We start from the raw sequence: 26,938 nt of genomic DNA, 5'->3' as shown, positions 1-26,938 counted from the left end.
TTTAGTAAATAGTTTCCGTAAATTTGAATCTATGAAATTCCAACTCACTTCAGATTATAAACCTACGGGAGATCAGCCAAATGCCATAAAACAACTTGTAGAGGGGGTAAATGCCCAGGAGCATTATCAGACCCTGCTGGGAGTGACGGGGTCCGGCAAAACCTTTACTGTGGCCAATGTGATTGAACAGACGCAAAAACCAACGCTGATACTGAGCCACAATAAAACACTGGCCGCACAGCTGTATGGGGAGTTTAAGCAGTTCTTCCCGGAAAATTCGGTGAACTACTTTGTTTCATATTACGATTATTACCAGCCTGAGGCTTTTATAGCCAGCAGCAATACTTACATAGAAAAAGACCTCAGCATCAATGAGGAGATCGAAAAATTAAGACTGCGTACCACTTCTTCCCTGATGTCGGGCCGCAGGGACGTGATCGTAGTTTCTTCTATCTCCTGCATCTATGGTATGGGAAATCCTGAAGATTTTTCCAGATCGGTATTCCGTTTTTCTGTGGGCACCCGGATTTCGAGAAATTCCTTTCTGCACAGCCTGGTAGAGATCCTGTATGCCCGCACCACGAATGATTTCAAAAGAGGGACCTTCAGGGTCAAAGGGGATACGGTAGATATTTTTCCGGCTTACCTGGACAGTGCCTACCGGGTATCTTTTTTTGGTGATGACATCGAGGAACTGAGCGTGATCGATCCGGTGACGGGTAAAACGCTGGAAAAAATTGAAGATATGGCCATATATCCGGCCAATTTGTTCGTGACGCCAAAGGAAAGGTTCAACTCTTCCATCTGGGGAATCCAGGAAGAGCTCGAGATCCGCAAGAACCAGCTGATTGATGACCGGCATTTGCTGGAAGCAAAACGCCTGGAAGAGCGGGTGAATTTTGATATAGAAATGATGAAAGAGCTGGGCTATTGTTCCGGTATTGAGAATTATTCCCGCTTTTTTGACGGCAGGTCGCCGGGAATGCGGCCCTTTTGCCTGCTCGATTATTTCCCGGACGACTACCTGATGGTGATCGATGAAAGCCATGTGACTGTTCCGCAGATCAGGGCGATGTACGGGGGTGACCGGTCGCGGAAAATGTCGCTGGTAGAATACGGTTTCCGTTTGCCTTCAGCGCTGGACAACAGGCCGCTTAATTTTGAGGAGTTTGAAAGGCTGGCACCGCAGACTATTTATGTAAGCGCAACGCCTGCAGATTATGAACTGCAAAAAACGGAGGGGGTTTATGTGGAGCAGGTGATCCGGCCGACAGGTCTGCTGGATCCCTTGATAGAGGTGAGACCAGCCATAAACCAGGTGGATGATCTGCTGGATGAAATTGATAAGACCATCAAAATGGGCGACAGGGTATTGGTGACTACCCTGACCAAAAGGATGGCTGAGGAGCTGACCAAGTATATGGACAGGCTGAACATCAAGTGCCGGTACATCCATTCGGAAGTGAAAACACTGGAACGGGTGGAGATCCTTCGCGGACTGAGACTGGGTGAATTTGACGTGCTGATCGGGATCAACCTGCTCCGGGAGGGTTTGGATCTGCCCGAGGTTTCCCTGGTAGCCATCCTGGACGCTGACAAAGAAGGGTTCCTGCGATCGGAAAGATCACTGATCCAGACGATAGGCAGGGCGGCGCGCAACGACCGTGGCCATGTGGTGATGTATGCCGATAAAGTCACTGAATCTATGGAAAAGACGATTGAGGAAACAAACCGGCGCAGGGAAAAACAGATCGCATATAATCTGGAGCATGGTATAACACCGAAAACGGTTGGAAAAAGCCGGGAGGCGATACTGGACCAGACCTCTGTTCTTGATTTCTCTTCGGGTGAAAACAAACGTGCCAGGCCTTATGTTGAAGTAGATGAGGTGAGCATGGCGGCAGACCCTGTTGTGCAGTACATGACTAAGGCAGAGATGCAAAAGTCGATAGATAAGACCAGGAAAGAAATGGGTAAAGCAGCCAAAGACATGGATTTCTTACTGGCGGCAAGGTTACGCGATGAAATGTTTGCGATGGAAAAACTATTTGACGAAAGATTTGGTAAAGGGGTAAAGATTTAGCAGATGGACGGAAAGAACAGAAAAGACATCTACCCGGGCCTGGAAGTGGATGTCATCCTGAAAAAGGACCAGCGGAGCGGCAAACGCACCCGTGGCATCGTGGCGAACCTGCTGACTTCAGCACCTTATCATTCTCGCGGCATAAAAGTAAGACTGGAAGACGGACAGGTGGGACGGGTTGCGGAAATTGTCGATGAAATATAATCATAGTGCAATAATCTGCTGAGGATTGTAATAATGGAAATACTGACCCGTCTATATTTTATATAGATTTGTAACGTTAATTAATGACATGGGATTTTTTAAATTTATAATAATCAGCTTCTTAGTATTGTATATCATCCGGATCATACTCCGGTTGATATTTCCTATAGTGCTGAAAAACATGTTTAGCAAAGTACAGCAGCAGGCCCAAAACCAGGGCAGGCAAGCGCAGGCTAAACCTGAAGGGTCAATCTCCATTGACTATATGCCGCCAAAAACGAAAGCCGGTAAAACCGATACGCTGGGGGATTTTGTCGATTATGAAGAGATAAAATAAAAAAAAATTATCTAAGTTTGGGATGAGTTTAAATCTTAAACAAACCCTTAATGAATAATTGGTTAAAAGCAAATGGCATACATCTGGCCATTATTGGATTTTTTATTGTCATCTGTTTCGTCTATTTCAGTCCGGTTTTACAAGGCAAAGCTCCCGCACAAAGTGATGTGCTGCAGGCCAAAGCCATGGCCAAAGAGATCATGGAGTATAAGGACAAAGACGGTAAAGGGCCGCTTTGGACCAACCAGATGTTTGGCGGTATGCCTGCTTACCAGATTTGGGTACAGCATCCGTACAACGGGGCTACCTATGTGATCAACCTGGTCAGAGACATTTTTCCTGATCCTGTAGATGTAGTACTGCTTTATCTGGTGGGTGCTTATTTTTTATTTTGCGTATTGCGCATCAATCCCTGGCTCGCTGCGGCCGGTGCGATAGCTTTTGCCTTTACTTCTTATAACTTTATCATCATTGCCGCTGGTCATAGCAATAAAGCGCTGGCCATTGCATTTTGTGCGCCTATACTGGCAGGTGTCATACTGACGCTCCGTGGGAAATACTGGATCGGCGGTAGTTTAACTGCACTGTTTCTGGCCCTGGAGATCCGGGCCAATCACATCCAGATGACTTATTACCTGATGATTGCTTTGCTGATCTTTATGGGAATTGAACTTTACCACGCGGTAAGGGAGAAAAAACTTGCACCTTATCTGCGTGCTTTAAGTTTTCTCGCGGTGGGAGTGCTTTTGGCTTTTATGGTGAATGCCGGAAAACTATGGACTACCTATGAATATGGAAAGGAATCCAACAGGGGCAACTCTAACCTGACCACTGATGCTGCTGAGGAAAAAAACGGATTGTCTAAAGAATACGCCTATGGCTGGAGCCAGGGTATGGGAGAAAGTTTTACTTTCCTTATTCCAAACTTGTATGGCGGGGCAAGCGGCATTGATGCGCTGGTCAAACCGGAAAGTCACACTTACAAAGCCATACAGGGCATTACCGGCGGGGATCCGACGGGGGCGATACAGCAGCTGGCCGGACAGGTTGGCCTGCAGCAGTACTGGGGCGAGAAGCCGGGCACTTCAGGGCCGTACTATTTCGGCGCTATTGTGTGTTTCCTGTTCGTATATGGTTTGCTGATCGTAAAGAACCGCCTGAAATGGTGGATCCTGGGGACAACAATATTGTTTATGTTCCTGTCATTCGGAAAGAATTTTCCACTGGTATCAGATCTTTTCTTCGAGTATTTCCCGATGTACAATAAGTTCAGGGCAGTGGAGTCTATTCTGGCCCTGGTTGGCCTGATGGTTCCGGTACTGGCTTTACTGGCGGTGAAAGAAGTGCAGGATGGTGGATATGATGCAAAGGTACTGACCAGGAAATTAAGCATCGCCGGAGGTATAACAGGCGGGTTCGCTTTACTGGTGGCCATTATGCCGACGGCATTTTTCAGTTTTACTACTGAAATCCATCAGCAGATGGTACAATACCTGACCCAGTTACTGGACAATAATGCCGGCATGGCACAAAGTATCGGTGCCGCTCTGGTTGCGGACCGGGCTGATCTGGCACGTGCCGACGCTTTACGTTCGGTGTTGTTCATTGCGGTAGGTTATGGCCTGATCTGGGCGCTGATCAACAGGAAAATGGGCGTTCAGCTGGCAATGGCTTTACTTGGGATTGCCATACTGATTGACATGTGGCAGGTTGACCGCCGGTATTTGAACAATGACAATTTTGCAAGCAAGAGCGATCTGAACAACCATTTTCAGGCAAGGGACATAGATGCGATCATTATGCAGGATAAGGATCCTGATTACAGGGTGTTCGACATGAGCATTTCTACATTTTCGGATGCAAGTGCCTCTCAGTTCCATAAAACTGTAGGCGGTTATCATGCTGCCAAACTCAAAAGATTCCAGGAACTGATTGACGGGCAATTTACCAAAAGCGTCAACCAGGATGTACTGGACATGCTGAATACGAAATACATCATTACCCAGGACCCTAAAACCGGCAACTCCGGGATGCGGAAGAATACAACTGCTGCCGGCCATGCCTGGATTGTTCAGCGGATTCAGTTTGTGAAAGATGCGGATGAGGAAATGAAGGCAATCAGCAGTTTTGACCCGAAAAATGAAGCCATTGTGGACAGCCGGTATAAAAACATTATCGATGAAAAGCGCGGAATAGGCGCTGACCCTACTGCTTTTATCAAATTGGAAAGTTATCACCCTGACCACCTGGTCTATTCCTATAGCGCGCCCAGGGATGTAGTTGCGGTATTCTCTGAAATCTATTACGATAAGGGCTGGAATATGTATGTTGACGGTGTTAAGAAGCCTTATTTCAGGGCAGATTATGTGTTGCGCGCAGCGCAGCTGGAGGCTGGAAACCATAAGGTTGAGTTTAAGTTTGAACCGGTGTCTTATTATGCGGGCGAGAAAATATCCCTTGCCGGATCACTTTTGCTGATGGCGGCGTTGGGTTTTGCTTTTTACGAAGACAAGAGAAAAAAGAAGGCAATTTCATAATGCCACTTTAACATCCAGTTAATGTTTATGCTGCATTTTTGCAGGATAAACTCATATTCTATGCTGGAATTGTTTTTTATAGTATGCCTGATCGCTGGTTTAGCATTGTTCTTCGGGCCATATGAACTGACAATGGACGAAGATGATGTCTAAAAGAGAAATAGATATCGCCGTCATCTCAGACGTACACCTGGGTACTTATGGCTGCCATGCAAAAGAGCTATTAAAGTATCTCAAAAGCATTAAACCGAAGGCTGTTGTCCTCAATGGCGACATTATAGACATCTGGCAGTTCAGCAAACGGTACTGGCCGGAGACGCACATGAAGATCGTGCGTAAGCTGATGAAATTTGTGGTGGAAGGTGTACCCGTCTATTACCTGACCGGCAACCATGACGAGCTGCTGAGAAAGTTCGCAGATGTGCATATGGGTGCATTTCACCTTCAAAATAAGCTGATCCTGGATATAGATGGAAAGAAGGCCTGGTTCTTTCATGGGGATGTGTTTGATGTGACCATGCAGCATTCCAAATGGCTGGCTAAACTTGGCGCCGTAGGCTATGACAGCCTGATCCTGATCAATAGTTTTGTGAACTGGTGCCTCACCGCGATCGGACGGGAGAAGATGAGTTTTTCCAAAAAGATCAAGGCCAGGTTTAAGGATGCGGTAAAATTTATCAATAAATTTGAATATACAGCAGCGGACCTGGCGATAGAAAAGGGCTATGAATATGTAGTTTGCGGCCACATCCATCAGCCGGAAATGCGGACCATTGTCACGGAGGAGGGCCAGGTGACTTACCTGAACAGCGGCGATTGGGTCGAAAACCTGACTGCGCTGGAATATTATGACAAGAGCTGGAACATCTTTAAATATGAAGCTAAGGATTTTGAGAAGGATGAGGTAGAGGAAGGAGATTTATCTGACAGTGAGGATCTGCACAGTAAGCTCGATGTGAATACCCTGCTGCAAAAGATTAAATTAGAAATTGCCTGAAGTAAAAAAATACAGATATTAGGAGCGAATGAAGATACTTTACGCGATACAGGGCACGGGCAATGGTCACATCAGCCGGGCAAGGGAAATTGTGCCCCTGCTGCAGCAATATGGTGAAGTCGATTTGCTGATCAGCGGAACCCAGGCGGATGTAAAATTAAGCCAGGATGTGAGGTTTCAGCTGCATGGCTTCAGTTTCATATTTGGCAAAAAGGGCGGAGTGGATCACTATGAAACCTGGAAAACGATGAACCTGCCCAGGTTTGTAAAGGACATGCGCCGGATTCCTTTAAAAGAATACAACCTGATCCTGAACGATTTTGAACCGGTTACGGCCTGGGCCTGCAAAACACAGGGGATAGAAAGTGTCGGACTGAGTCATCAGGCTTCTTTTCAGTCTAAAAAAGTGCCGAAGCCTAAAAGCATAGACTGGGCGCAGCTGGTGATGAAATATTATGCCCCGGCTACTCACTATATCGGTTTCCATTTCGACAGGTATGATGACTTTATTTATACGCCGGTGATCAGGGCAGAGATCAGGAACATGCTGGTCTCTAATTTAGGCCATTATACCGTATATCTGCCCGCAATTGATGACCGGATGCTGGTTCCTATACTAAAAAAAATACCTGGTGTTGAGTGGCAGGTGTTTTCCAAACACGCCCAAAGCGCTTATACGGATGGCAATGTCAGGGTAGACAGGGTAAATAATGAGCAGTTCAATAAGAGCCTGGCTTCATGTGAGGGACTGCTGACCGGTGGCGGATTTGAGGGGCCGGCAGAAGCCTTGTACCTTGGAAAAAAATTGCTGGTGGTCCCTATGAAGTTTCAGTATGAACAGCAATGCAACGCTTTTGCTTTGAAGCAATTTGGATTGCCGGTAATCTGGGGGAGCAATAAAAACTGGCTCCCTGTTATAGCCGATTGGGTAAAGGGCATCCAGGAACACAAGTTCCATTTTCCGGATGAAACGGCTTCGGTAATTGATAAAGTTGTAAAGCAGTTTGCCAGATAATTTGCTTTACTTTGCCGTAGTATAACGGCATGATCAATCAGTTTAGAAATTTAAACCCAGTTAATCTCCTCATTTTATTCGCATATACTTTTTTTATGCGAATGGCGATTTTCGCTGACCTGCCCGTGTTGCTGCAGTTTGAATTCTTGGAACCTTATACCAAATTCTTTGTAAAAATTCCCATTGGAGAGACGCTCTCGCCATCAGGAAATGTAATCGTGGCCGGATTCATGGTCTACATCCAGGCGATATTGTTTAACCGGGTGGTCAATAACCATGCGTTGCTGAGCAAGCCGAGTTTTTTGCCTGCCCTCCTGTATGTGACCTCCGCGAGTTTGTTTATGCCCTTTTTAATCCTGAGCCCGCCGCTGATCTGTAATTTCCTGCTCATCTGGATGATGGATAAATTTTTGAAGGTGGGGAAATCGCCCAACGCAATTATGATCATGTTTGATGTCGGAATGATCATTGCTATCGGAACACTGATCTATTTTCCCTTTATCGTCATGCTCGTCATGCTCTGGCTGACATTGCTCCTTTACCGCTCTTTTGAGTGGCGGGAATGGGTTTCCGGCCTTGTTGGAATCTTAACCATCTTTTTTTTCGTAGGGGTTTATTACTACTGGAACGATAGCCTGTCTATGTTTTATAAGATCTGGCTTCCTCTGGGCAACAAATTTCCGTCCGTATTCAAGATCAATTATAACGACTACCTGGTATTGATCCCGGTCTTAGTGATGATGGTACTGGCTGCACTGCAGCTGCGGGAGAATTTTTTCAGGAGTTTTATCAGCACAAGAAAGGCGTTTCAAATGCTGTTCTTCATGTTTATCGTCGCATTGATCAGCTTTTATACTAAACCCGATTTCAGACTGTATCATTTCCTGCTTTGTGTTCCCCCGGGTTCAGTGCTGCTGGCATATTATTTTTCAAATGCAAAAAAGCGGTGGTTCTATGAAAGCTTGTTCCTGATCCTTGTGTTTGCCATTCAGTACTTTTTGTTTGTTTAACTTTTTTTAACAATTCAGCACCTTGAAACTTGTTAAAGATTAATAGCTTTGTGCGGATGCATAATCTGGTCATAGATATCGGTAATACAAACAACAAACTGGCTGTTTTTCATGACAGGGAGTTAGTTGAATACCAGGTTATTAAGAAAATTACCCCCCAGGTGCTCCGCAGTTTGATCAATCAGTACAAAATCGATTGTTCCACGGTTTCCAGCGTCGCCGGAGAACTGAATGAGGTCATTGATGTGCTCAAAGAACATACAAATTACCTGGGGTTTTCAACAGGACTGAATACCGGGATAAAGAACCACTACGGGACACCAGAGTCTTTGGGGCTGGACAGATGGGCCAAAATCATCGCTGCCAATCATTACTATTCCGGAAGAGACTGTTTTATCATAGATGCGGGTACATGCATTACTTATGACCTGCTCAACAACCAGGCTGAATATTATGGGGGGAGTATAAGTCCGGGTATCGGGATGCGGTTTGAGGCAGTGCACCATTATACAGGCAGACTTCCCAAGGTCGGCTGGAACGGGGAAGCCGCTGAAATACCACAGGGGACCAATACCATTTCGGCGATAAAAAATGGTGTTTTACAGGGGGTGGTCAATGAGATCACCGGGTTCATCACCTATCAAAATGAAAGAAATAAGGGTCTGACGGTACTGATAACGGGTGGGGATGCAGGTTTTTTGCTAGAGCAATTAAAAAACAGCATCTTTGCGCCTCAAATTATACACGATCCCTACTTAGTATTAAAAGGATTAAATGAAGTCATTGCATTTGAATATGTACAAAAAGATTAATTATATAGCAGCGGTATTGATATTGCTTGCCAGCATCTCTGCCGAGGCACAGATTACCACACAGTCACCGTATTCGAGATACGGGTTGGGGAATATCAAAGGCTCAATGCTGCCGCAGTACAGGGCGATGGGCGGAATTTCAACCGCGATCAATAAACCTACGCTATACAGCAACATAAATATGCAGAACCCTGCATCTTATACCGGAATTGCTCTGACCACGGTGGATATCGGTATGTCCGGTGCATTTACCACCCTGAAACGAGATGGGGCGCAGGAGAAAAGTTACAACTCTACCCTAAGCCATCTGGCACTCGCATTTCCTTTAGTATCCGGCAAGTCTGCACTGAGCATTGGAATCTTACCCTATACCGAGCTGGGATATGAGTACGCTGTTGCCACTAAACTGGACACAACCGACGTGAATTATCGTTATGCAGGTGAAGGCGGGCTTACAAAAGCTTATATTGGTTATGGACAGCGGATCGGGGACAACTTCAGCATTGGTGGAAATATAGAATATTTGTTCGGTAACCTTCAGGAGAGCCGGTCTACGGAGCTGTTGTCTTACCCTTCAATTCCCAATCGTCAGCAGAATAAAAATAGCGTTGGAGGTGTGACCTTTTCTTATGGTATGCAGTACCAGATCCCATTGGGGAATAAAAAAAGCCTGACCCTCGGCTATTCGGGCTCTTCTTCGTCTTCAGTGAATTCTAAAAAGAGTTATGTGGTAACGCAGTTCAGCTATAACGATCTTGGTGAAGAGAATACGGCCTTTGACACCCTGGAAGTCAGGGAAAACCCGTCGGCCAAACTGAAGCTCCCTTTGACACATAACTTTGGGATCGCTTTCCAGAAGGACAATAAATGGCTGATCGGGGCCGATTACAGAATGGGAAAATGGTCTAAACTGAGTATTGAAGGGGTGAACCAGGGCTTACAGGACAGCTGGGGCTTTTCTGCCGGAGGACAGTTCATTCCGAACATGAGTGCGATTTCAGGCTATTTCAATCGGGTGGAATACCGGATGGGCTTTAATTACGATAAGACTTACATCAGGATAAGCGATCAGGACGTTAAGCAAATGGCCGTTACTTTTGGCCTGGGGCTTCCTTTGGCTTCCGCAAGATATTCCATTTACAAGCTCAACCTGACTACAGAAATCGGGAAGCGGGGCTCAATGACCAATGGCATGCTCCAGGAGAATTATATCAATCTGCATTTAGGTTTTACACTTAACGATACCTGGTTCAAAAGATTTAAATTTGACTAATGAACAGCAGAAGTATCATCTGTATACTTTGCATGTTCCAGATCTTTTTGAGTTCATGCGGCGAGGATGACCTTAAGAAAGCAGCAAGGCTTTCCGAAAAAGTAAAGCTGAACGTAGACCGCACCAAGGGTGTTCAGATTACTTACAGTGATTCTGCAAAGGTCAAAGCGCAGGGTTATGCGCCCATACTCGATAAGGTAACACTCGTGGACAAGCCGGGTTACCAGGAGATGCCTAAAGGGGTGAAGATTAATTTTCTCGATGATATGATGAAAATCAAAGGGTCTATTACTTCAGATTACGCAATCATGAAAGATTCCGAGAAGACAGCGACCTTTAAAAGAAATGTGGTCGTAGTCAATGAAAATATGACCTTCAATACCGAAGAGCTGGTCTGGGACCAAAATAAAAAGTTATTTTTATCTCCCAAAGGTATTGTTACTAAACCGGACGGGACTGTACTGAATGCAATTGACTTTAGCGCCACTGAGGATTTCAGTCTGATCAACTGGAAAAACGGAACCGGCGAGACCTACGTACCGGATAATTTTGGGCAGTAAGCCGTTAAATTAAACAGGCATATTTCCCTAATTTTTAAATACTTATTCAAATACAATTTAATGTTTTCTTTTTTTAGCAAAAGTTGTATCTTGCGCCCTCTTAAAAAAAATTATAAATAAGAATATTATGGGATTAATGACATTTTTGCGGAATCGCGCAGGCTATATCCTGGTAGGGGCCATCGGTTTCGCAATTGTTGCATTTTTGGTTGGTGATGCAATTAACGTAGGTAAGCCTTTCTGGGCGGAGTCTCAAAAAGTTGTCGGATCAGTTGACGGTGAAGAAATAAATATAGAGCAGTTCGGAGCTAAGGTTGATCAAAGCCTTGCCCAGTTTAAACAGCAGTATGGCGGTGCGGGCAATGCCCAAATGCAGGCTATGGCTGTTGATAATGTTTGGCAAGGTGAAATTGCCGGGATACTTTTAGGAAAAGAATATGCCCGTATGGGACTGTCAGTTTCAGGCAGTGAATTGTTCGACCTGATACAGGGACCAAATCCAAGTCCGCTGATCGTACAATATTTTGGTAACCCTCAGACCGGTACTGTTGACCGTGCCCAGGTCATCAAGATCTTCAAAGACGGAGCGAAAGATCCGAGACTGAAAGATCAGTTGCGTACGCTTGAAACAGAAATCGAAAAGCAGGCTTTGCAGACAAAATATACCAAGCTGGTCAATAATTCCATATATGTAACTACGCTGGAGGCCAATGACGAATATCAGAACCGCAACAAACTGGCAAACTTCAAGTATACCGGTCTTGATTATGCGTCTGTTCCCGATGCAAGTGTAAAGCTAAGTGAATCAGATTATTCAGATTATTACAATAAAAATAAAGAGCGGTTTAATAATCCTACGGAAACAAGGTCATTTGAATATGTGTCTTTTAGTGTAAGTCCTACGAAAGAAGATTCTGTGGCGGTTAAGGCCCAGGTTGACAAACTGGCAAATGACTTTAAAACAGCTGTGAATGATTCTTTGTTCGCTGCTGTAAATTCGGATGTTAAAGTGCCTTATACCTACATGAGCAAAGGCAAACTTGATCCTGCAGTAGATTCTGTGGTTTTCAACTTGCCTGCAGGAAGTTTCTACGGCCCTAAATTTTCAGGAAACTCCTATAAACTCGTTAAAGTCATCAGTACCCGTTTTTCACCTGATTCGGTTAAAGCGAGCCATATTTTAATTAACCCAAGCAAGCTTGGCGGAGTTGATAAGGCTAAAAAAATGGCCGATTCCTTGAAAAACCTGGTTCAGAACGGAGCAAGTTTTGCAGATCTGGCTAAAGAGTACAGCGAAGACGGTTCAAAAGATAAAGGCGGAGATCTTGGCACTTTCACCAGGGGACAGATGGTTCCTGAATTTGAAAATGCTGTTTTTGACGGAAGTGTCGGTGACCTTAAGATCGTCACGACACAGTTTGGTGTCCATCTGATCAAAATCGAAAAACAGGTTGGGAACTCAAAAGTGGCTAAACTGGCTTACATAGAAAAAAGCCTGGTGTCAAGTAACAAAACAAGGGATGCTGCTTATAAAAAGGCAAGCAATTTCCTGACTGAAGTAAAAGAAGGAAACTTTACTGACCTTGCTCAAAAGAAAGGTTATACTGTAGGCGTCGCCGATAAAATTACCCCTACTCAGGGCTTTGCCCCAGGTTTGGACAATCCGCGTCAGCTGATCCGTGATGCTTATGCAGCCGAAAAAGGAACAGTGCTTGATCAGGTATATCAAATGGACAATGCATTTGTGATTGCACGCCTGACAGACATTAAACCTAAGGGTACTTTATCTCTTGAGGCGGTCAAAAAAGAAATTGAACCGATGGTTCGCAATGCTGTAAAGGCTAAGACCTTGTCCGATAAGATTAACAAGGCATTATCCGGTTCAGGTACTATTGACCAGGTTGCTCAAAAATTAGGAAAAACTGCTGCGCCGGTACAAAATATTGTTTTTAGCAATCCAATTATTCCGGGGATTGGCCAGGAGAATAAAGTGGTAGGGGCAGTTTTTGGATCACAGCCAGGAAAGATTTCTAAACCTATTGAAGGAGAGTCGGGTGTTTATGCCTTTGTTGTTGATGGGTTTACCAGTCCGGCACCAATGGCCAATACTTACAAACAGAAAGAAGCCATGATCCAGGCGGCTGGTCAGCGCGCGTTAGGTGCTGCATTCCAGGCATTGCAGGATAAAAGCAAGATAAAAGACAATCGGGTGAAATTCTATTAATCTTATTTTACGTAATTTTGTAGCCGGAAGTAATTATTACTTCCGGCTTTTTATTTGATAAGCTATGGAGATTCAGGAAAATTTTGTCAATAAGGTAGCTGCCAGCGGGTTAATCACCTTCAATCTGGAAGAGTACCTTCATCCGGGAGAAAGAGTTGTTTATGACATCAAGGACAATCTTTTTCATGGTCTGATGCTGAGAGAAAAAGATTTCAGAGAGTTTGTGAAGACTCATGACTGGGAAAACTATAAAGGAAAAAATGTAGCTATAATTTGCAGTGCGGATGCAATAGTGCCAACCTGGGCTTATATGCTGCTTGCCAATAAGCTGAAACCTTTTGCCAATGAAGTGGTATTTGGAAGCCCCGAGACTCTTGAAACTGTATTGTTTGCTAAAGCTCTGGCTAAAATAGACCTTAAAACTTTTGAAGGGGAGCGTGTTGTGGTAAAGGGCTGCGCTGATATTGACCTTCCGGTATCGGCCTATGTAGAGATCACCAACCTGTTAAGCCCGGTGGTAAAGAGCATCATGTATGGTGAACCCTGCTCTACAGTGCCCATTTACAAGCGAAAGGATTAATTTGGATTGTTTTTTGTATTAGCTTAGGTATGAGAAAGTTATTGTTGGTTATTGTTGTTGTGTTCCTAAGCTTTAAATCATTCGGGCAAGAGCTTCCTTTTGTCAAAGACCCGGTGTTTAAGCCCGGGGAAGTACTGACCTATAAATTGAAGTATGGTTTCATTACCGCTGCAGAAGGAACATTGAAAGTTTTGCAGACAGATCTGAAGTTTGACGGCAAACCAACTTTGAGGCTAAGCGTGGATGGACAGACATCGGGTACCTTCGATGTATTTTACAAGATCAGGGACCATTATGATTCCTACATAGACGTCAACAATCTGAAACCCTATTTTTACCAGGAAAATATCAGGGAGGGAAGTTACCGCCGGCAGGATAAAGCGAGGTTTAGCCAGGCAGAGAAGAAAGTCGTGGCTACCAAGGGTACTTTCAGTACACCGACCATGCAGACCTTTGATCTGGTTTCATCCTATTATTTTGCCCGGAGTCTGGACATTTCTAAAATGAAAATCGGTGATTTCGTGAAGCTGAATTATTTCCTGGGAGATGAGATCAGTCAGCTGGAAATCCAGTACCTGGGCAGAGAGGTGATCAAAACGAAACTGGGTAAGATCAGGTGCCTGAAATTTAGCCCTTCCATAAAACCAGGCAGGATCTTCCGTAAAGACAGCAGGTTGTACCTTTGGGTTTCGGACGATGGAAACAGGGTGCCTTTAAAGGCACAGGTAGAGATATTGGTTGGGTCTGTAATCATGGAAATAAAGTCTGCAGATGGACTGCAACACCCGCTGGAAATTATAAAATAAAGGAAATGATAGAAGTACAGAATACCCTGGTCCATGAGGACCTGATTACTGAGCATTTTGTATGCAATTTAAATAAGTGCAAGGGGATCTGCTGTGTAGAGGGAGATGCCGGCGCACCTCTGGATGTAGCTGAAACGGCAATCTTAAAGGAGATTTATCCTAAGATCCAGCATTTGCTGGAAGAAAAAGGGGTAGCAGCCATCGAGGCCCAGGGAACTTCAGTTGTGGACCCGGACGGAGATCTGACTACTCCATGTGTGGACGGTAATAAAGAATGTGCTTATGTGACTTTTGAAAACGGGATCACCAAATGTGGTATCGAAAAAGGATATGAACAGGGCCTGATTGACTGGCAAAAACCGATTTCCTGTCACCTTTATCCAATAAGGGTAACCCAATATCCTGAATTTGAAGTCCTGAATTATGACAGGTGGCACATTTGCCACGATGCCTGTTCGTTTGGACGGGAGCTGAAGGTTCCGGTTTATCAGTTTTTGAAAGGGCCGCTGATCAGAAAATATGGAGAACAATGGTTCAAAGAATTGGAAGATAATGTATCTTCATAACGTAATTAACAAACCCTGTATACATTGAAAGGAATAATTTTAGCAGGCGGAAGCGGCACGAGGCTTCACCCATTGACCCTGGTCATGAGTAAACAAATGATGCCGGTTTATGATAAACCGATGATCTACTATCCGCTGTCTACACTGATGCTGGCGGGCATCAATGAGATCCTGATCATTTCCACTCCTCATGATCTTCCAAATTTTGAAAAGCTGCTTGGCGACGGAAGCAGCCTGGGCTGTAAGTTTTCTTATGCAGTGCAGGAACAACCCAACGGCCTTGCGCAGGCCTTTGTAATCGGTGCAGATTTTATTGGCAGTGACAAAGTGGCCCTTGTACTGGGTGATAATATATTTTACGGCGACGGGATGGCCAGGTTGCTGCAGGCCAGTTCTGATCCAGACGGCGGGGTTGTATTTGCCTACCGGGTTTCAGATCCTGAGCGTTATGGTGTGGTAGAATTTGACGATCAGAAACAGGCGGTATCGATTGAGGAAAAGCCAGCGGTTCCAAAATCTGATTATGCGGTTCCGGGTCTTTATTTTTATGACAATTCAGTTGTGGAGATCGCCAGAAACATTAAGCCATCGCCACGGGGAGAATACGAGATCACCGATGTAAACAAGGTTTACCTGGAACAGGGGAAACTGAAGGTTGGTGTGCTGAGCAGGGGAACAGCCTGGCTGGATACTGGTACTTTTGCTTCTTTGATGCAGGCCGGCCAGTTTGTACAGGTGATCGAGGAGCGGCAGGGCCTGAAGATCGGCAGCATAGAAGAAGTAGCTTACCGGATGGGTTTTATAGATAAGGAGCAGCTGAGAAAGATCGCTGAACCCCTGGTAAAAAGCGGATATGGCGCATATTTGCTGAAATTGATCAAATAGATGCCAAAATTGCTGAGTCTTTTGTAAAATACAGAAAACTTTGATTGCGGTATTTCGGCTTTCTTTGGATATTAAGGGAACGCATTCTATCCAAATAATCCGATATACTAGATCATGAAACAAATATCAATTTTATCTTTTCTGTTGCTGCTGGTTAATGTGCTCGCGTTTGGGCAGCACGATCCTAAAGCGTTAAAGGACTGGCAGGACCAGAAATACTCCATGTTTATACACTTTGGGGTATATTCTGAGCTGGGTGGTGTCTGGAAAGGTAAGCCCTCTTACAGGAATGTCAGTGAACAGATCCAGGCGCATGCCGGTATATACAGCGATGAATATGAAGGGGTGGCGAAAACTTTTAATCCCACGAAATGGAACCCTGATTCTATAGTTTCACTGGCGAAGAAGGCGGGCATGCGCTCTATCGTGATCACTTCAAAACACCACGATGGCTTTTGCATGTTCAAAACAAATACCACTGATTTTAATATAGTTGACTTCACGCCTTATGGCAAAGATGTGCTAAAGGAACTTTCAGAGGCTTGTAAACGGGGCGGATTGAGGTTTGCGCTTTATTTCTCCCTGATCGACTGGCATTTTCCGCAGGCCTCTCCTATCTCAGGCAGTAATTCCGATTACATCACCCCGGAGCATTTTGAGCTGAATAAAAAGCAGATTACTGAATTGCTGACCAATTACGGGCCGGTGTCTGAACTTTGGTTTGACATGGGCTCGCAAAGTGCAGAAGAAAGCAGGGAGCTAAGGGATCTTGTTCATAAGCTTCAGCCGGATTGTATGATCGGAAGCCGGATCGGGAACGATATGGGTGATTTTAATGTGATGGGCGATAATCAGGAGCCTGATTATGTGATCGGTGTGCCATGGCAGTCGCCGGCATCTTTTTTTGATGAGACCTGGGGTTACCGTTCGTTTCAGAAAAGGGGCAAAGAAGAAGATAAGATCAGGGAAAAGCTGAAAAGCCTGATCCAGGTGACGAGCCGGGGTGGTAATTTCCTGTTAAACATCGGTCCTAAAGGAGATGGTACTGTTGTTGATTTTGAGCGGGATGTGTTGTTGAGTATCGGTAAATGGCTGGAGAAAAATGGTGAAGCTATTTATGGCACTGATCCGGATCCTTTTCATATTGCCTTCAAATGGGGGAGCCTGACCAGCCGGTCAAATAAGATTTACCTGCATTTGTTGTCTGCACCGGAAAACGGGCAGATTGTCTTGCCGGGATTGACGGGTAAGATTAAAAATGTCTCTGTTTTGGGGGAGGGTTTGAGGCCGAAATACAGCCAGAATGCGACCGGGGTTAAAATTACCGTTCCCGCCGGTTTGGATATTGCAAAAGAATATAAGGTTATCGCCATTGAGTTTGTGAATGGTTTTAAAGTGCCGCCGGCAAATATTGTTGTGGATGCTGTAAAGCCTTTGGTTTTAAACAGCCACAATGCGTTTAAGCATTTTAGCAGTTCTGGTATTGATTATAGTAACCGTTATCAGAGCACGGTGAAGGAATCATGGAGCTTAAGCCCGGTTAAAAATGAAACTCTAACTCCCGTAGTGTATTTTACGGAGAATGAAAAAGAGAAATCAATTGATTTGGAGATTAATGGCAAGGTTTCGGTTGTGGCTTTAAAGGGTGGTGATTCGGAAGAGCTGAAAAATGATCCTGGAGCAATTAGCTGGGGGCCGTTGTATCAATCGGGCAGTTATTATTCCGGCCCGGGTGGCGTGCATGGTAATTTGAAGGATGTTGATGTCAGTAAGCCGTGGCCTGGTGATCAGGGTGTGGTATGGCAGAAGCGGGCTGACTGGAAGAATAATGAGACTTATGAAGTCAAAGCAGACAGGAATACGGCTACTTATCTTTTGCAGGAGATCACTGCGGATAAAGATCAGCCTTTTTTGGTGCGGATTACTTCCGGTGATGCGGTCACTGTGTCTTTGAACGGACAGATTCTGGATGAGCACAACAATCCATTTAAAGTAAAGATGATGGAGGATGTGATCCTTTTGCCATTGAAACAAGGTAAGAACCAGCTGATTGTTAAATTTTACAATGGATTTCAAAAATGCAGCACGATTGGGATTGCTACCGATGTGAAGCAGGTCATTTATCATAAGACTTTGAAACCGCTTTCTGTTCAAAAGGGGCGGTACTATCCGGTTAGCTGGAAACTTCACGATCCGCTGTCGCCGCATACAACTTTGGGCTTGCCGAATGTTCGGTTGGAATTGAAGTAGTTTTAAGCTTTTTTGAGAGCTTAGTTTTTCAGAAAAAAGATACTTCTCCTCCCAGGCTGCATCTTTTAGGCCCCGATGAAGGATCGGTGCAAAAAAGCGCTTATGCCTGTTCGGAAAAGTATCTTTTTTCTGAAAGCAAGGAGCAGAAAGAGACTTAGACACTGGGAAAAGGTATGCATCCAATTTGGAAAAACTTAGTGTCTCAGAACAGGCATAACCAGGTTTGCACCGGTCCTTCACCGGGGCCTAAGCTGGACAGCCTGTGAAGAGATCACTCAATTCTCTGCCAAAATCACTTAATGATTAGATAAAATGTCAAAATAATTAATGCCGGAATTTACGTCCTTTGAGTAACCAAATTTAAAACCAATGACCAAGAACAAATATCTGTTTCCACTGATTATGATTACCTCGCTATTTTTTATGTGGGGATTCGCTTACGGATTGTTGGATGTGCTCAACAAACATTTCCAGGAAGCATTAAATATTACGAAAACACGTTCTACTTTACTTCAGGCGGCTTACTTTGGTGCCTACTTTCTGGTTGCATTACCTGCGGGAATGTTCATGAGTAAATATGGCTACAAAAAAGGCGTCATATTGGGACTAATGTTATATGCCATTGGCGCATTCTTATTTTATCCGGCTGCAGAGCAATCAAGTTTTAACAGTTTTCTTTTAGCTCTTTTTATACTTGCCTCAGGGCTGGCTTGTTTAGAGACAGCTGCAAATCCCTACGTGACCGTACTTGGCCCCCCCGAAACGGGCGCAACCAGGCTTAATTTATCCCAGTGTTTTAACGGAGTAGGGTCTTTCCTTGGGCCAATTATAGCCTCTTATCTTTTTTTTGGAGAGAGCAGCAATTCAGGAAGCAGCAATCTTGATTCTGTTAAGATGATCTATCTGATTATTGGTGTGTTTGTTTTAATAGTAGCCGGGATATTTGTCAAAACACAATTGCCAGAAATCAAAGAAAGTGAGATGGTTTCATCTGAGACCTTAAACAGAAAGCCGTTGTTCAGCCACGGCAATTTTACTTTTGGAGTAGTTGCACAATTTTTCTATGTTGCTGCCCAGGTTGGAGTGGCTACGTTATTTATTAATTATTGTACAGAAAGTGGAGTGGGTATTGATAATGCAACAGCAGCAAAATTACTTTCCGGTGGATTGATCTTGTTTACCATAGGACGTTTTGTCGGTACAGCCTTAATGCGTGTGATTCAACCGAATAAATTGCTGGCCTTATATGCCTTTGTTAATATATTACTTTGTACTGTGGTAATATGGAATAATGCATGGCTTTCCGTGTATGCTTTAATGGCGGTTTTCTTTTTCATGTCTATTATGTTTCCAACTATTTTTGCGCTCGGCATTAAGGATTTAGGCTCGCATACCAAAAAGGCCTCATCGTTTATAATCATGTCTATCGTAGGTGGCGCATTGGTTCCCTATGTAATGGGTATGGTTGCAGACACTTACTCAACTCCAGTATCTTATATTGTACCATTGATCTGCTTTATAGTGGTATTGCTTTTTGGAATAACAGGATATAAAATAAAAATTGCTAAATAATGAAAAGATACTGTTTGACCCTTGACCTCAAAGATGATCCGTCGCTGATCAGCGAATATGAAGCCTATCACAAGGAGATATGGCCGGAGATCAGGGACAGCATTACTGCTTCGGGGATAGTGGATATGGAAATTTACAGATTTAGCAATCGGCTTTATATGATAATGGAAGTAAATGACGAATTTAGCTTTGAGAAAAAGGGAGCGATGGATGCAGGAAACGAAAAGGTGCAGGAATGGGAGACGCTGATGTGGAAATACCAGCAGGCGCTGCCCGGAGCCAAGCCGGGAGAAAAATGGATGCTGATGGATAAAATATTTGAATTGAATAAATAATGTCGGAAATAACGAATAAAAAATTTTTGCAAATCCATGCGGACGATAATGTACTGGTTGCTTTACAGGACTTGAAACAGGGCGAAGTTATTGTGTGGAACAACGATGTCATTACCCTTCGGGACGATGTGAATGCCAAGCATAAATTTTTCATTAATGAGATGCAGGTGGGTGATGAAGTCTTAATGTATGGGGTTTTAGTGGGGAAGGCAACGGCCTATATTCCAAAAGGCGGTAGAATGACCACTGAAAATATCAATCACGCTTCTCAGGACTATGCTTACAGGGAGGTAGATTACAAATGGCAGGCACCCGATGTCTCTGCTTTTGAAGGACGTACTTTTAACGGCTACCACCGTGCGGACGGGAAGGTCGGGACGGCCAATTACTGGTTGTTTATCCCTACTGTATTCTGTGAGAACAGGAATATGGATGTCATTAAGGAGGCACTGCACAATAACCTGGGTTATACGGTAACAGATAAATACAAGCAGTTTACCAGGCAGCTGCTCCAGGCCTATCAGGACGGCGAGGCTATTGAGTCGTTTCATGCTGATCAGCTGGGTTTGGCGAATCCTGTTGCGAACAGGGTTTTTAAGAATGTAGATGGCATTAAATTTCTGAACCATCAGGGGGGATGCGGTGGTACAAGACAGGATTCCCAGGTACTGAGCAATTTGCTGGTTTCCTATGCGGATCATCCGAATGTAGCCGGTATTACCCTGTTAAGTTTAGGTTGCCAGCATTTGCAGACCGGCGATTTTTTAAATGATCTCCGTAAACGGAACCCAAATTTTAAGAAGAAAGTGTTGGTTTTTGAGCAGCAGCTGAGCCAGAGTGAGGAGCAGTTGATTGAAGACGCGATCGTACAAACTTTTATCGGCCTCACAGAGATCAATAAACTAGAAAGAAAACCGGCACCATTACGTGAATTGTGTGTTGGTGTTAAATGCGGGGGCAGTGACGGCTTTAGCGGCATTTCTGCCAATCCAGCGGTAGGATATACTTCTGATCTGCTGGTTGCCCTGGGTGCAAAAGTATTGCTGGCCGAATTTCCGGAGCTGTGCGGCGCAGAACAAAATATCATTGACCGATGTGAAAACCAGCCTATTGCTGAAAAGTTTATCCGCCTGATGCGGGATTATGACGCTCAGGCCCATCTGGTCGGTTCGGGTTTTCACATGAACCCTTCGCCGGGCAATATTAAAGATGGTCTGATCACTGATGCGATAAAAAGCACCGGTGCAGCAAAAAAAGCAGGGACCTCTCCGGTTGTAGATGTGCTGGACTATACAGAACCGGCAACCAAACCAGGACTGAGTTTGGTCTGTACACCGGGTAATGATGTAGAGGCTACGACAGGCAAGGCGGCCAGCGGGGCAACCCTGATCTTATTTACCACAGGATTGGGTACACCAACAGGAAACCCGATCTGCCCGGTAATTAAGATTTCAACCAATACAGCCCTCGCTGCGCGAATGGGTGACATCATCGACATCGATACAGGTGCGGTGATCAGGGGAGAAAAGACCATTGAAGAGATGGGAACAGAAATTCTGGAGTATTGTATCAAAGCGGCCAGTGGTGAGGTTATTCCAAAAGCAGTTTTATTGAATCAGGACGATTTTATCCCATGGAAAAGGGGTGTTTCATTATAATAAGCATATATGTTCAGTTTAAAAGGAAAATCAGCAGTGATCACCGGTGGAGGCAGCGGGATCGGAAGGGCGATAGCAGTGCTTTTTGCAAAGCAGGGTGCAGTCGTTCACATCATCGAGGTAGATGACGAAGCCAGCAGCGGGACCATTTCAGAGATCAATAGATTTAACGGAGAGGCGATTGGTTACAGGTGTGATGTGACCAGCCAGCAAGAGGTTGTCGATATCTTTAACAAGATTGGCACTATTGATATTTTGGTCAATAACGCAGGCATTGCCCATATTGGCCGTGCAGACACTACTTCTGAGGGAGACTTTACCAAAGTATTTAATGTAAATGTAAAGGGCGCTTACAATTGTCTTTTTGCTGCTATTCCCCTGATGAAAAAACAAGGGAAGGGCGCTATTTTAAATATGGCCTCTATTGCTGCTATAGTAGGCATTACGGATCGCTTTGCTTATTCCATGAGTAAGGGAGCTGTTGCTGCGATGACTTTGTCGGTTGCGAGGGATTATATGGCGGAGGGCATCAGGTGCAACAGCATATCTCCTGCAAGGGTGCACACGCCTTTTGTAGATGGTTTTATCGCTAAGAACTATGCGGGACAGGAAAAAGAAATATTTGAAAAATTATCTAAAAGCCAGCCAATAGGCCGTATGGGTACATCTGAAGAGATTGCATCAATGGCTTTGTACCTGTGCTCAGATGAAGCGGGCTTCATTACCGGAAATGATTATCCGGTAGACGGTGGATTTGTTAAATTAAACAACTAAAACAGTACAAATGAAATTAATCAGATGGGGAGCGGCCGGTCAGGAAAAGACTGGTGTCATAATCAATGGTACCTGGTACGATACCTCTGCTTTTGGCGGGGATTACAACGAACAATTTTTTAATGATAATGGTTTGGCGAGGCTTGAGGAATTTGTTAAAGCCAACGAAGGTTCACTGGCGGAGATCCCGCAGGACACCAGGCTGGGCTCACCGGTAGCACGTCCTTCAAAGATTGTCTGCATTGGTTTAAATTATGCAGACCATGCGCGCGAAACGAATGCTGCGATACCTCCGGAACCGGTCATTTTTATGAAATCGACTACTGCATTGACCGGGCCATTTGACGACATCATCATCCCTAAAAATTCCGTGAAAACGGATTGGGAGGTTGAGCTCGCTGTGGTGATCGGGAAAAAAGCATCTTATGTGGAAGAAGCTGACGCGCTGGACTATGTGGCCGGATATGTGCTGCACAATGATGTTTCAGAACGTGAATTTCAGATTGAAAGGAACGGGACATGGGACAAAGGAAAGGGTTGTGATACTTTTGCACCGCTTGGGCCATTTTTGGCTACTCAGGATGAGATCGCTGATGTCAATAACCTGAGGCTGTGGCTTACGGTAAATGGTAAAATGATGCAGGATGGCAATACTTCCAACTTCATATTTAACGTGCCCTTCGTGATTGCTTATGTAAGTCAGTTCATGACACTGCTGCCGGGCGATGTGATTTCTACGGGAACTCCTGCAGGCGTGGGTCTGGGCTTTAATCCGCCTGTGTATCTTAAGGCGGGAGATGTGGTGGAACTGGGCATTGATGGCCTGGGTACTTCAAAGCAAGTGTTGAAGAACTATGTTAAAAATTGATTCGCACCAGCATTTCTGGAAATTTGATAAGGTAAGGCACAGCTGGATCAATGAGGAAATGGCGGTGATCCAGCGGGATTTCCTGCCTGCGGACCTCGCGCCTGTACTTGAAGAAAATGGCATTGACGGTTGTGTATTGGTGCAGGTAGACCAAACGCCGGAAGAAAATGAGTTTCAGCTTCGGAATGCTGCGGATTACGATTTTATAAAGGGTGTAGTGGGCTGGGTGGATCTTCAGTCGGAAGACATCGAAGATCAGTTGCAGAAATTGAAGGGCCATGAAAAACTGAAAGGTTTCAGACACATCCTTCAGGGAGAGACTGACCGTGCACTGATGCTGAAACCTGCATTTTTAAATGGGATCAGCAAGCTCAGGGATTTTGGTTTTACTTATGACATCCTCATTTTTCCTGATCAGCTCAAATACGCTGCGGAACTGGTGGGCCGGTTTCCGGATCAGCCTTTTGTGCTGGACCACATTGCCAAGCCGGATATTAAAAACCAAACCATCAATGAATGGGAGCATGATATCCGCGAACTCGGCAGGCTTGAGAATGTATATTGTAAGGCCTCGGGAATGGTTACAGAAGCGGACTGGAAGCTATGGGAACCGGAAGATTTTACACCGTATCTCGATGTGGCTTTTGAGGCTTTTGGGCCCGGCCGTGTAATGTTTGGCTCAGATTGGCCGGTGTGCCTGGTTGCGGCAAGCTATGACAGGATGCTTGGGCTGGTAAAAGATTATACATCGAAATTATCTGTTCATGAGCAGGAACTGTTCTGGGGGGGCAATGCAACTAAATTTTACAGTTTAAAATAAGCAGCAATGGATTTGCAATTAAAAGATAAAGTGGTCATCGTAACCGGGGGTGCTAAAGGGATTGGTGAAGGTATAGTTAGGGTTCTGGCCAGGGAAGGCGCCATTCCTGTGGTGATCGGGAGAAATGAATCGGACAATTTAAAGGTGGTTGATGACATTAAAGCCAATGGGGGCAGTGCATTTCAGGTCGTAGCTGAGCTGACCAGGCCTGAGGACAATGAGCGCGCAGTGAAGCAGGTGCTGGAACAGTTCGGCAGAATAGATGGTCTGATCAACAATGCGGGGGTTAATGACAGCATTGGCCTCGAAAATGGAACTTACGAGCAGTTTATACATAGCCTTCACAAGAACGTGGTCCATTATTACCTCATGGCGCATCATGCCTTGCCTGCGCTTAAATTGTCCAAAGGGGCCATAGTAAATATAGGGTCCAAAGTCGCGGATACCGGACAGGGTGGCACATCGGCTTATGCGGCGTCTAATGGTGGCAGGAATGCACTGACCCGTGAGTGGGCGGTCGAGTTATTGCCGTATGGCATTCGTGTGAATGCGGTGATTGTCGCAGAATGTTATACGCCTTTATATGATACCTGGATAAAAACATTGCCTGATCCTGAAGAGAAACTGGCATCTATTACTGCCAAAATACCTTTGGAGCAGAGAATGACGACAGCAGAAGAAATCGCAAATGCTGCAGTGTTCTTGTTATCGAATGCTTCAAGTCATACAACCGGGCAATTGGTTTATGTAGATGGTGGGTATACGCATCTGGACAGGTCGATAAGTCCAGGATAGTTTTTCTATCGGTACAGCTAGCGCGATCTGGTTAATCTTATAAAAATTTAACAAAAAAAGCAGAAGAATTACTCTAAGGCCGGACCTTGCACCCTGAAGAAGGGCACAATCTCCCACGCCTTCTCGTAACACTTCTGCTTTTTTTGTTTTAAGGGCGCATACCTGGCCACGGAAAAGGTAGGCGCTTAATTTTTCTAAATAGCCTTTGTTTCTTCCTTCAAAAATGCAACCTCATCGACAGTAAGGAATGGACTCTGTGTTTCAAAAACCAATTGATTGTAGTCATTCAGCCACTGGATTTGATTTGCTTCCAATAGTTCTTTTTTTACAATCTTCGTACTGATCGGCGCGATAGTCAAACATTCAAAAGCATAAAACTCGTTGAATTCATTGGTGACATCAGCAATGGTATTGACCAGGTTCTCTATTCTGATGCCATGCTTGCCCGGCCGGTAAATTCCCGGTTCCACAGAAGTAATCATACCCAGTTCTATAGCAACAGGGGTTGCGGTAGCATTAAATACCTGTGGCCCTTCATGAACATTTAAGAAATAGCCGACACCATGCCCTGTTCCATGTCCATAATTGATCGCGTGGTCCCATAAAGGCTTACGGGTGATCGCATCGATCTGGTATCCGCAGGTTCCCTTAGGGAAACGGACTTTACAGCCGTCTATCATTCCTTTGAGGACTAAAGTATAATCGATACTTTCTTCCTCAGTATTGTTGCCCATAGGAATGGTCCGGGTGATGTCTGTCGTGCCATAAAAATACTGGCCGCCGGAATCCACTAAAAACAGTCCTTCTGCTTTTACTTCTGAATTGCTTTCTTCTGTCGGGCCGTAGTGTGGTAATGCGCCATGTGGCCCGTAAGCGCTGATGGTAGTGAAGCTGTCGCCTGCAAAACCTTCCTGCTGTGCTCTGAATTTTCGCAGTTCTGCGGCTGCTGAAAGTTCGGTGATGGGAGTTTTGCCGATGTTTTCAGAAAGCCATTTTAAAAAACGGGTGATCGCAACGCCGTCTTTGCGCATGGCTGTGCGGGTATTGACCAGCTCGGTTTCATTTTTTATGGTCTTCAGGTTGGTTGAAGGAGTGGTCTCTTTAATGATCCGTACTGAAACAGGCAGTAGTTTCGTGTAGGCAAAACAATTTCTTTTAGGGTCTATGAGAATTGTGCAATGATCAGGAAGATGTTTGAGTGCATTTTCTATTTCTTCGTATTCAAAAACCTCAACGCCGCTTTTCAGTAAGAGTTCTTTTTCATCAGCAGTCAACTTATCAGGATTGATATACAATTTGGCATGATCCTGATTAATGAGTGCGAAGCTCAAAACAACAGGATTATAGCTGACGTCCTTACCACGTATGTTGAAGAGCCAGGCCATATCATCGAGAGAGGAGACCAGGTGATAGTCAGCACCACTGCTAAGCATTGCCTCCCTGACCTGGGCAAGTTTACTGCTCACGGACTGACCCGTGTGTTTTTCATCGATCAGAAATGCTTTTTCTGCGGGCAGCGCCGGCCTGTCTTGCCATATCGGGCTTAAGTAATCTTTATTTGCAAAGCTGATGCCTTTTATGGATAACTGCTGCGTGAGGAGGTCTCCCAATAATACCGAGACCAGTTTCTCATTGCTGGCGACCATGGCGCCTTTGTCAAGTTTCTCGGTAAGCCATTTGATGTATTCAGGGGCATGCTGAACTTTTTGTCTGACCAGTTCAAAACCGCTGTTTTCCAGCTGCTCTGCTGCCTGTTCAAAATAACGGAAATCCGTCCACAGGCCTGCAAAGTCATGTGTGATCACCAGTGTTCCGGCTGAACCGGTAAAACCTGAGGCAAAAGGAATGCATTTATAATGGTTGGGCAGGTATTCACTGATGTGCGGATCGGCAGAAGGAATGATGTAGGCCTGCACATTGTCGGCCTTCATTTGATTACGTATAGCGCTTAGTTTTTCGATATAAGTCATGTCTCGC

General features: G+C 44.8%; 24 protein-coding genes. 23 read left to right on the top strand and 1 reads right to left on the bottom strand.

Annotated features, from left to right (window positions below):
* Positions 1–31: 31 nt before the first annotated feature.
* From uvrB to QEP08_RS19340, 23 genes are all read left to right on the top strand, one after another.
* Positions 32–2,083: an excinuclease ABC subunit UvrB gene (uvrB, locus tag QEP08_RS19450; protein WP_285060351.1), complete on the top strand. Its 2,052-nt coding sequence runs from the start codon at positions 32–34 to the stop codon at positions 2,081–2,083.
* Between the two features lie 3 nt (positions 2,084–2,086).
* Positions 2,087–2,287 carry a YwbE family protein gene (locus QEP08_RS19445; RefSeq protein WP_285060350.1) on the top strand — a complete coding sequence of 67 codons (201 nt, stop codon included), beginning with the start codon at positions 2,087–2,089 and terminating at the stop codon, positions 2,285–2,287.
* A gap of 88 nt (positions 2,288–2,375) precedes the next feature.
* Positions 2,376–2,624 carry a DUF4834 family protein gene (locus QEP08_RS19440; protein WP_285060349.1) on the top strand — a complete coding sequence of 83 codons (249 nt, stop codon included), beginning with the start codon at positions 2,376–2,378 and terminating at the stop codon, positions 2,622–2,624.
* Between the two features lie 50 nt (positions 2,625–2,674).
* Positions 2,675–5,161 (top strand): glycosyltransferase family protein, encoded by a 2,487-nt coding sequence (locus QEP08_RS19435; RefSeq protein WP_285060348.1) that lies wholly within the window; start codon positions 2,675–2,677, stop codon positions 5,159–5,161.
* Positions 5,162–5,306: 145 nt separating this feature from the next.
* Positions 5,307–6,158: a UDP-2,3-diacylglucosamine diphosphatase gene (locus QEP08_RS19430; RefSeq protein ID WP_285060718.1), complete on the top strand. Its 852-nt coding sequence runs from the start codon at positions 5,307–5,309 to the stop codon at positions 6,156–6,158.
* Between the two features lie 28 nt (positions 6,159–6,186).
* On the top strand, positions 6,187–7,173 hold the full coding sequence (locus QEP08_RS19425; protein WP_285060347.1) for a glycosyltransferase family protein: 987 nt from the start codon (positions 6,187–6,189) through the stop codon (positions 7,171–7,173).
* A 101-nt stretch (positions 7,174–7,274) separates the two neighbouring features.
* Positions 7,275–8,183 (top strand): DUF6427 family protein, encoded by a 909-nt coding sequence (locus tag QEP08_RS19420; protein WP_285060346.1) that lies wholly within the window; start codon positions 7,275–7,277, stop codon positions 8,181–8,183.
* Positions 8,184–8,212: 29 nt separating this feature from the next.
* Positions 8,213–8,995: a type III pantothenate kinase gene (locus QEP08_RS19415; RefSeq protein WP_285060345.1), complete on the top strand. Its 783-nt coding sequence runs from the start codon at positions 8,213–8,215 to the stop codon at positions 8,993–8,995.
* Positions 8,958–10,268: a BamG family beta-barrel-assembly machinery protein gene (bamG, locus tag QEP08_RS19410; protein WP_285060344.1), complete on the top strand. Its 1,311-nt coding sequence runs from the start codon at positions 8,958–8,960 to the stop codon at positions 10,266–10,268. Before QEP08_RS19415 ends, bamG begins: the two co-directional genes overlap by 38 nt.
* On the top strand, positions 10,268–10,828 hold the full coding sequence (locus QEP08_RS19405; RefSeq protein ID WP_285060343.1) for a hypothetical protein: 561 nt from the start codon (positions 10,268–10,270) through the stop codon (positions 10,826–10,828). Before bamG ends, QEP08_RS19405 begins: the two co-directional genes overlap by 1 nt.
* 127 nt (positions 10,829–10,955) lie before the next feature.
* Positions 10,956–13,052: a peptidylprolyl isomerase gene (locus QEP08_RS19400; RefSeq protein ID WP_285060342.1), complete on the top strand. Its 2,097-nt coding sequence runs from the start codon at positions 10,956–10,958 to the stop codon at positions 13,050–13,052.
* 64 nt (positions 13,053–13,116) lie between these two features.
* Complete coding sequence (locus QEP08_RS19395) at positions 13,117–13,632, top strand: DUF2480 family protein (RefSeq protein ID WP_285060341.1); 516 nt, start codon at positions 13,117–13,119, stop codon at positions 13,630–13,632.
* 29 nt (positions 13,633–13,661) lie between these two features.
* Positions 13,662–14,438 (top strand): DUF3108 domain-containing protein, encoded by a 777-nt coding sequence (locus QEP08_RS19390; protein WP_285060339.1) that lies wholly within the window; start codon positions 13,662–13,664, stop codon positions 14,436–14,438.
* A 5-nt stretch (positions 14,439–14,443) separates the two neighbouring features.
* On the top strand, positions 14,444–15,004 hold the full coding sequence (locus QEP08_RS19385) for a DUF3109 family protein (protein WP_285060338.1): 561 nt from the start codon (positions 14,444–14,446) through the stop codon (positions 15,002–15,004).
* A 24-nt stretch (positions 15,005–15,028) separates the two neighbouring features.
* Entirely contained in the window at positions 15,029–15,889 is an 861-nt protein-coding gene (gene rfbA / locus QEP08_RS19380) for a glucose-1-phosphate thymidylyltransferase RfbA (protein ID WP_285060337.1), read from the top strand.
* Positions 15,890–16,003: 114 nt separating this feature from the next.
* Entirely contained in the window at positions 16,004–18,139 is a 2,136-nt protein-coding gene (locus QEP08_RS19375) for an alpha-L-fucosidase (protein ID WP_285060336.1), read from the top strand.
* Positions 18,140–18,508: 369 nt separating this feature from the next.
* Positions 18,509–19,711: an L-fucose:H+ symporter permease gene (gene fucP, locus QEP08_RS19370; protein WP_285060335.1), complete on the top strand. Its 1,203-nt coding sequence runs from the start codon at positions 18,509–18,511 to the stop codon at positions 19,709–19,711.
* Positions 19,711–20,046: an L-rhamnose mutarotase gene (locus QEP08_RS19365; protein ID WP_285060333.1), complete on the top strand. Its 336-nt coding sequence runs from the start codon at positions 19,711–19,713 to the stop codon at positions 20,044–20,046. The genes fucP and QEP08_RS19365 overlap by 1 nt, the downstream gene beginning before the upstream one ends.
* Positions 20,046–21,704, top strand: a complete 1,659-nt coding sequence (locus QEP08_RS19360) for a UxaA family hydrolase (protein ID WP_285060332.1) — start codon at positions 20,046–20,048, stop codon at positions 21,702–21,704. Before QEP08_RS19365 ends, QEP08_RS19360 begins: the two co-directional genes overlap by 1 nt.
* Before the next feature lie 9 nt (positions 21,705–21,713).
* Positions 21,714–22,478 carry an SDR family NAD(P)-dependent oxidoreductase gene (locus tag QEP08_RS19355; RefSeq protein ID WP_285060331.1) on the top strand — a complete coding sequence of 255 codons (765 nt, stop codon included), beginning with the start codon at positions 21,714–21,716 and terminating at the stop codon, positions 22,476–22,478.
* A gap of 10 nt (positions 22,479–22,488) precedes the next feature.
* The gene (locus tag QEP08_RS19350; RefSeq protein ID WP_285060330.1) at positions 22,489–23,346 is read left to right on the top strand and encodes a fumarylacetoacetate hydrolase family protein; all 858 of its coding nucleotides are present in this window, start codon (positions 22,489–22,491) and stop codon (positions 23,344–23,346) included.
* Positions 23,333–24,166, top strand: a complete 834-nt coding sequence (locus QEP08_RS19345; protein WP_285060329.1) for an amidohydrolase family protein — start codon at positions 23,333–23,335, stop codon at positions 24,164–24,166. The genes QEP08_RS19350 and QEP08_RS19345 overlap by 14 nt, the downstream gene beginning before the upstream one ends.
* Positions 24,167–24,172: 6 nt before the next feature.
* Complete coding sequence (locus QEP08_RS19340) at positions 24,173–24,961, top strand: SDR family oxidoreductase (protein WP_285060328.1); 789 nt, start codon at positions 24,173–24,175, stop codon at positions 24,959–24,961.
* A 194-nt stretch (positions 24,962–25,155) separates the two neighbouring features.
* On the opposite strand, the gene QEP08_RS19335 is transcribed toward QEP08_RS19340, so the two are convergent.
* Positions 25,156–26,931, bottom strand: a complete 1,776-nt coding sequence (locus QEP08_RS19335) for an aminopeptidase P family protein (RefSeq protein ID WP_285060327.1) — start codon at positions 26,929–26,931, stop codon at positions 25,156–25,158.
* Positions 26,932–26,938 lie beyond the last annotated feature (7 nt).

Source organism: Pedobacter ginsengisoli (genome assembly GCF_030244015.1).
Taxonomy (GTDB): domain Bacteria; phylum Bacteroidota; class Bacteroidia; order Sphingobacteriales; family Sphingobacteriaceae; genus Pedobacter; species Pedobacter ginsengisoli.
Note: the sequence above shows the minus strand (reverse complement) of the source record. Positions and strands in the feature narration are given on the sequence as shown.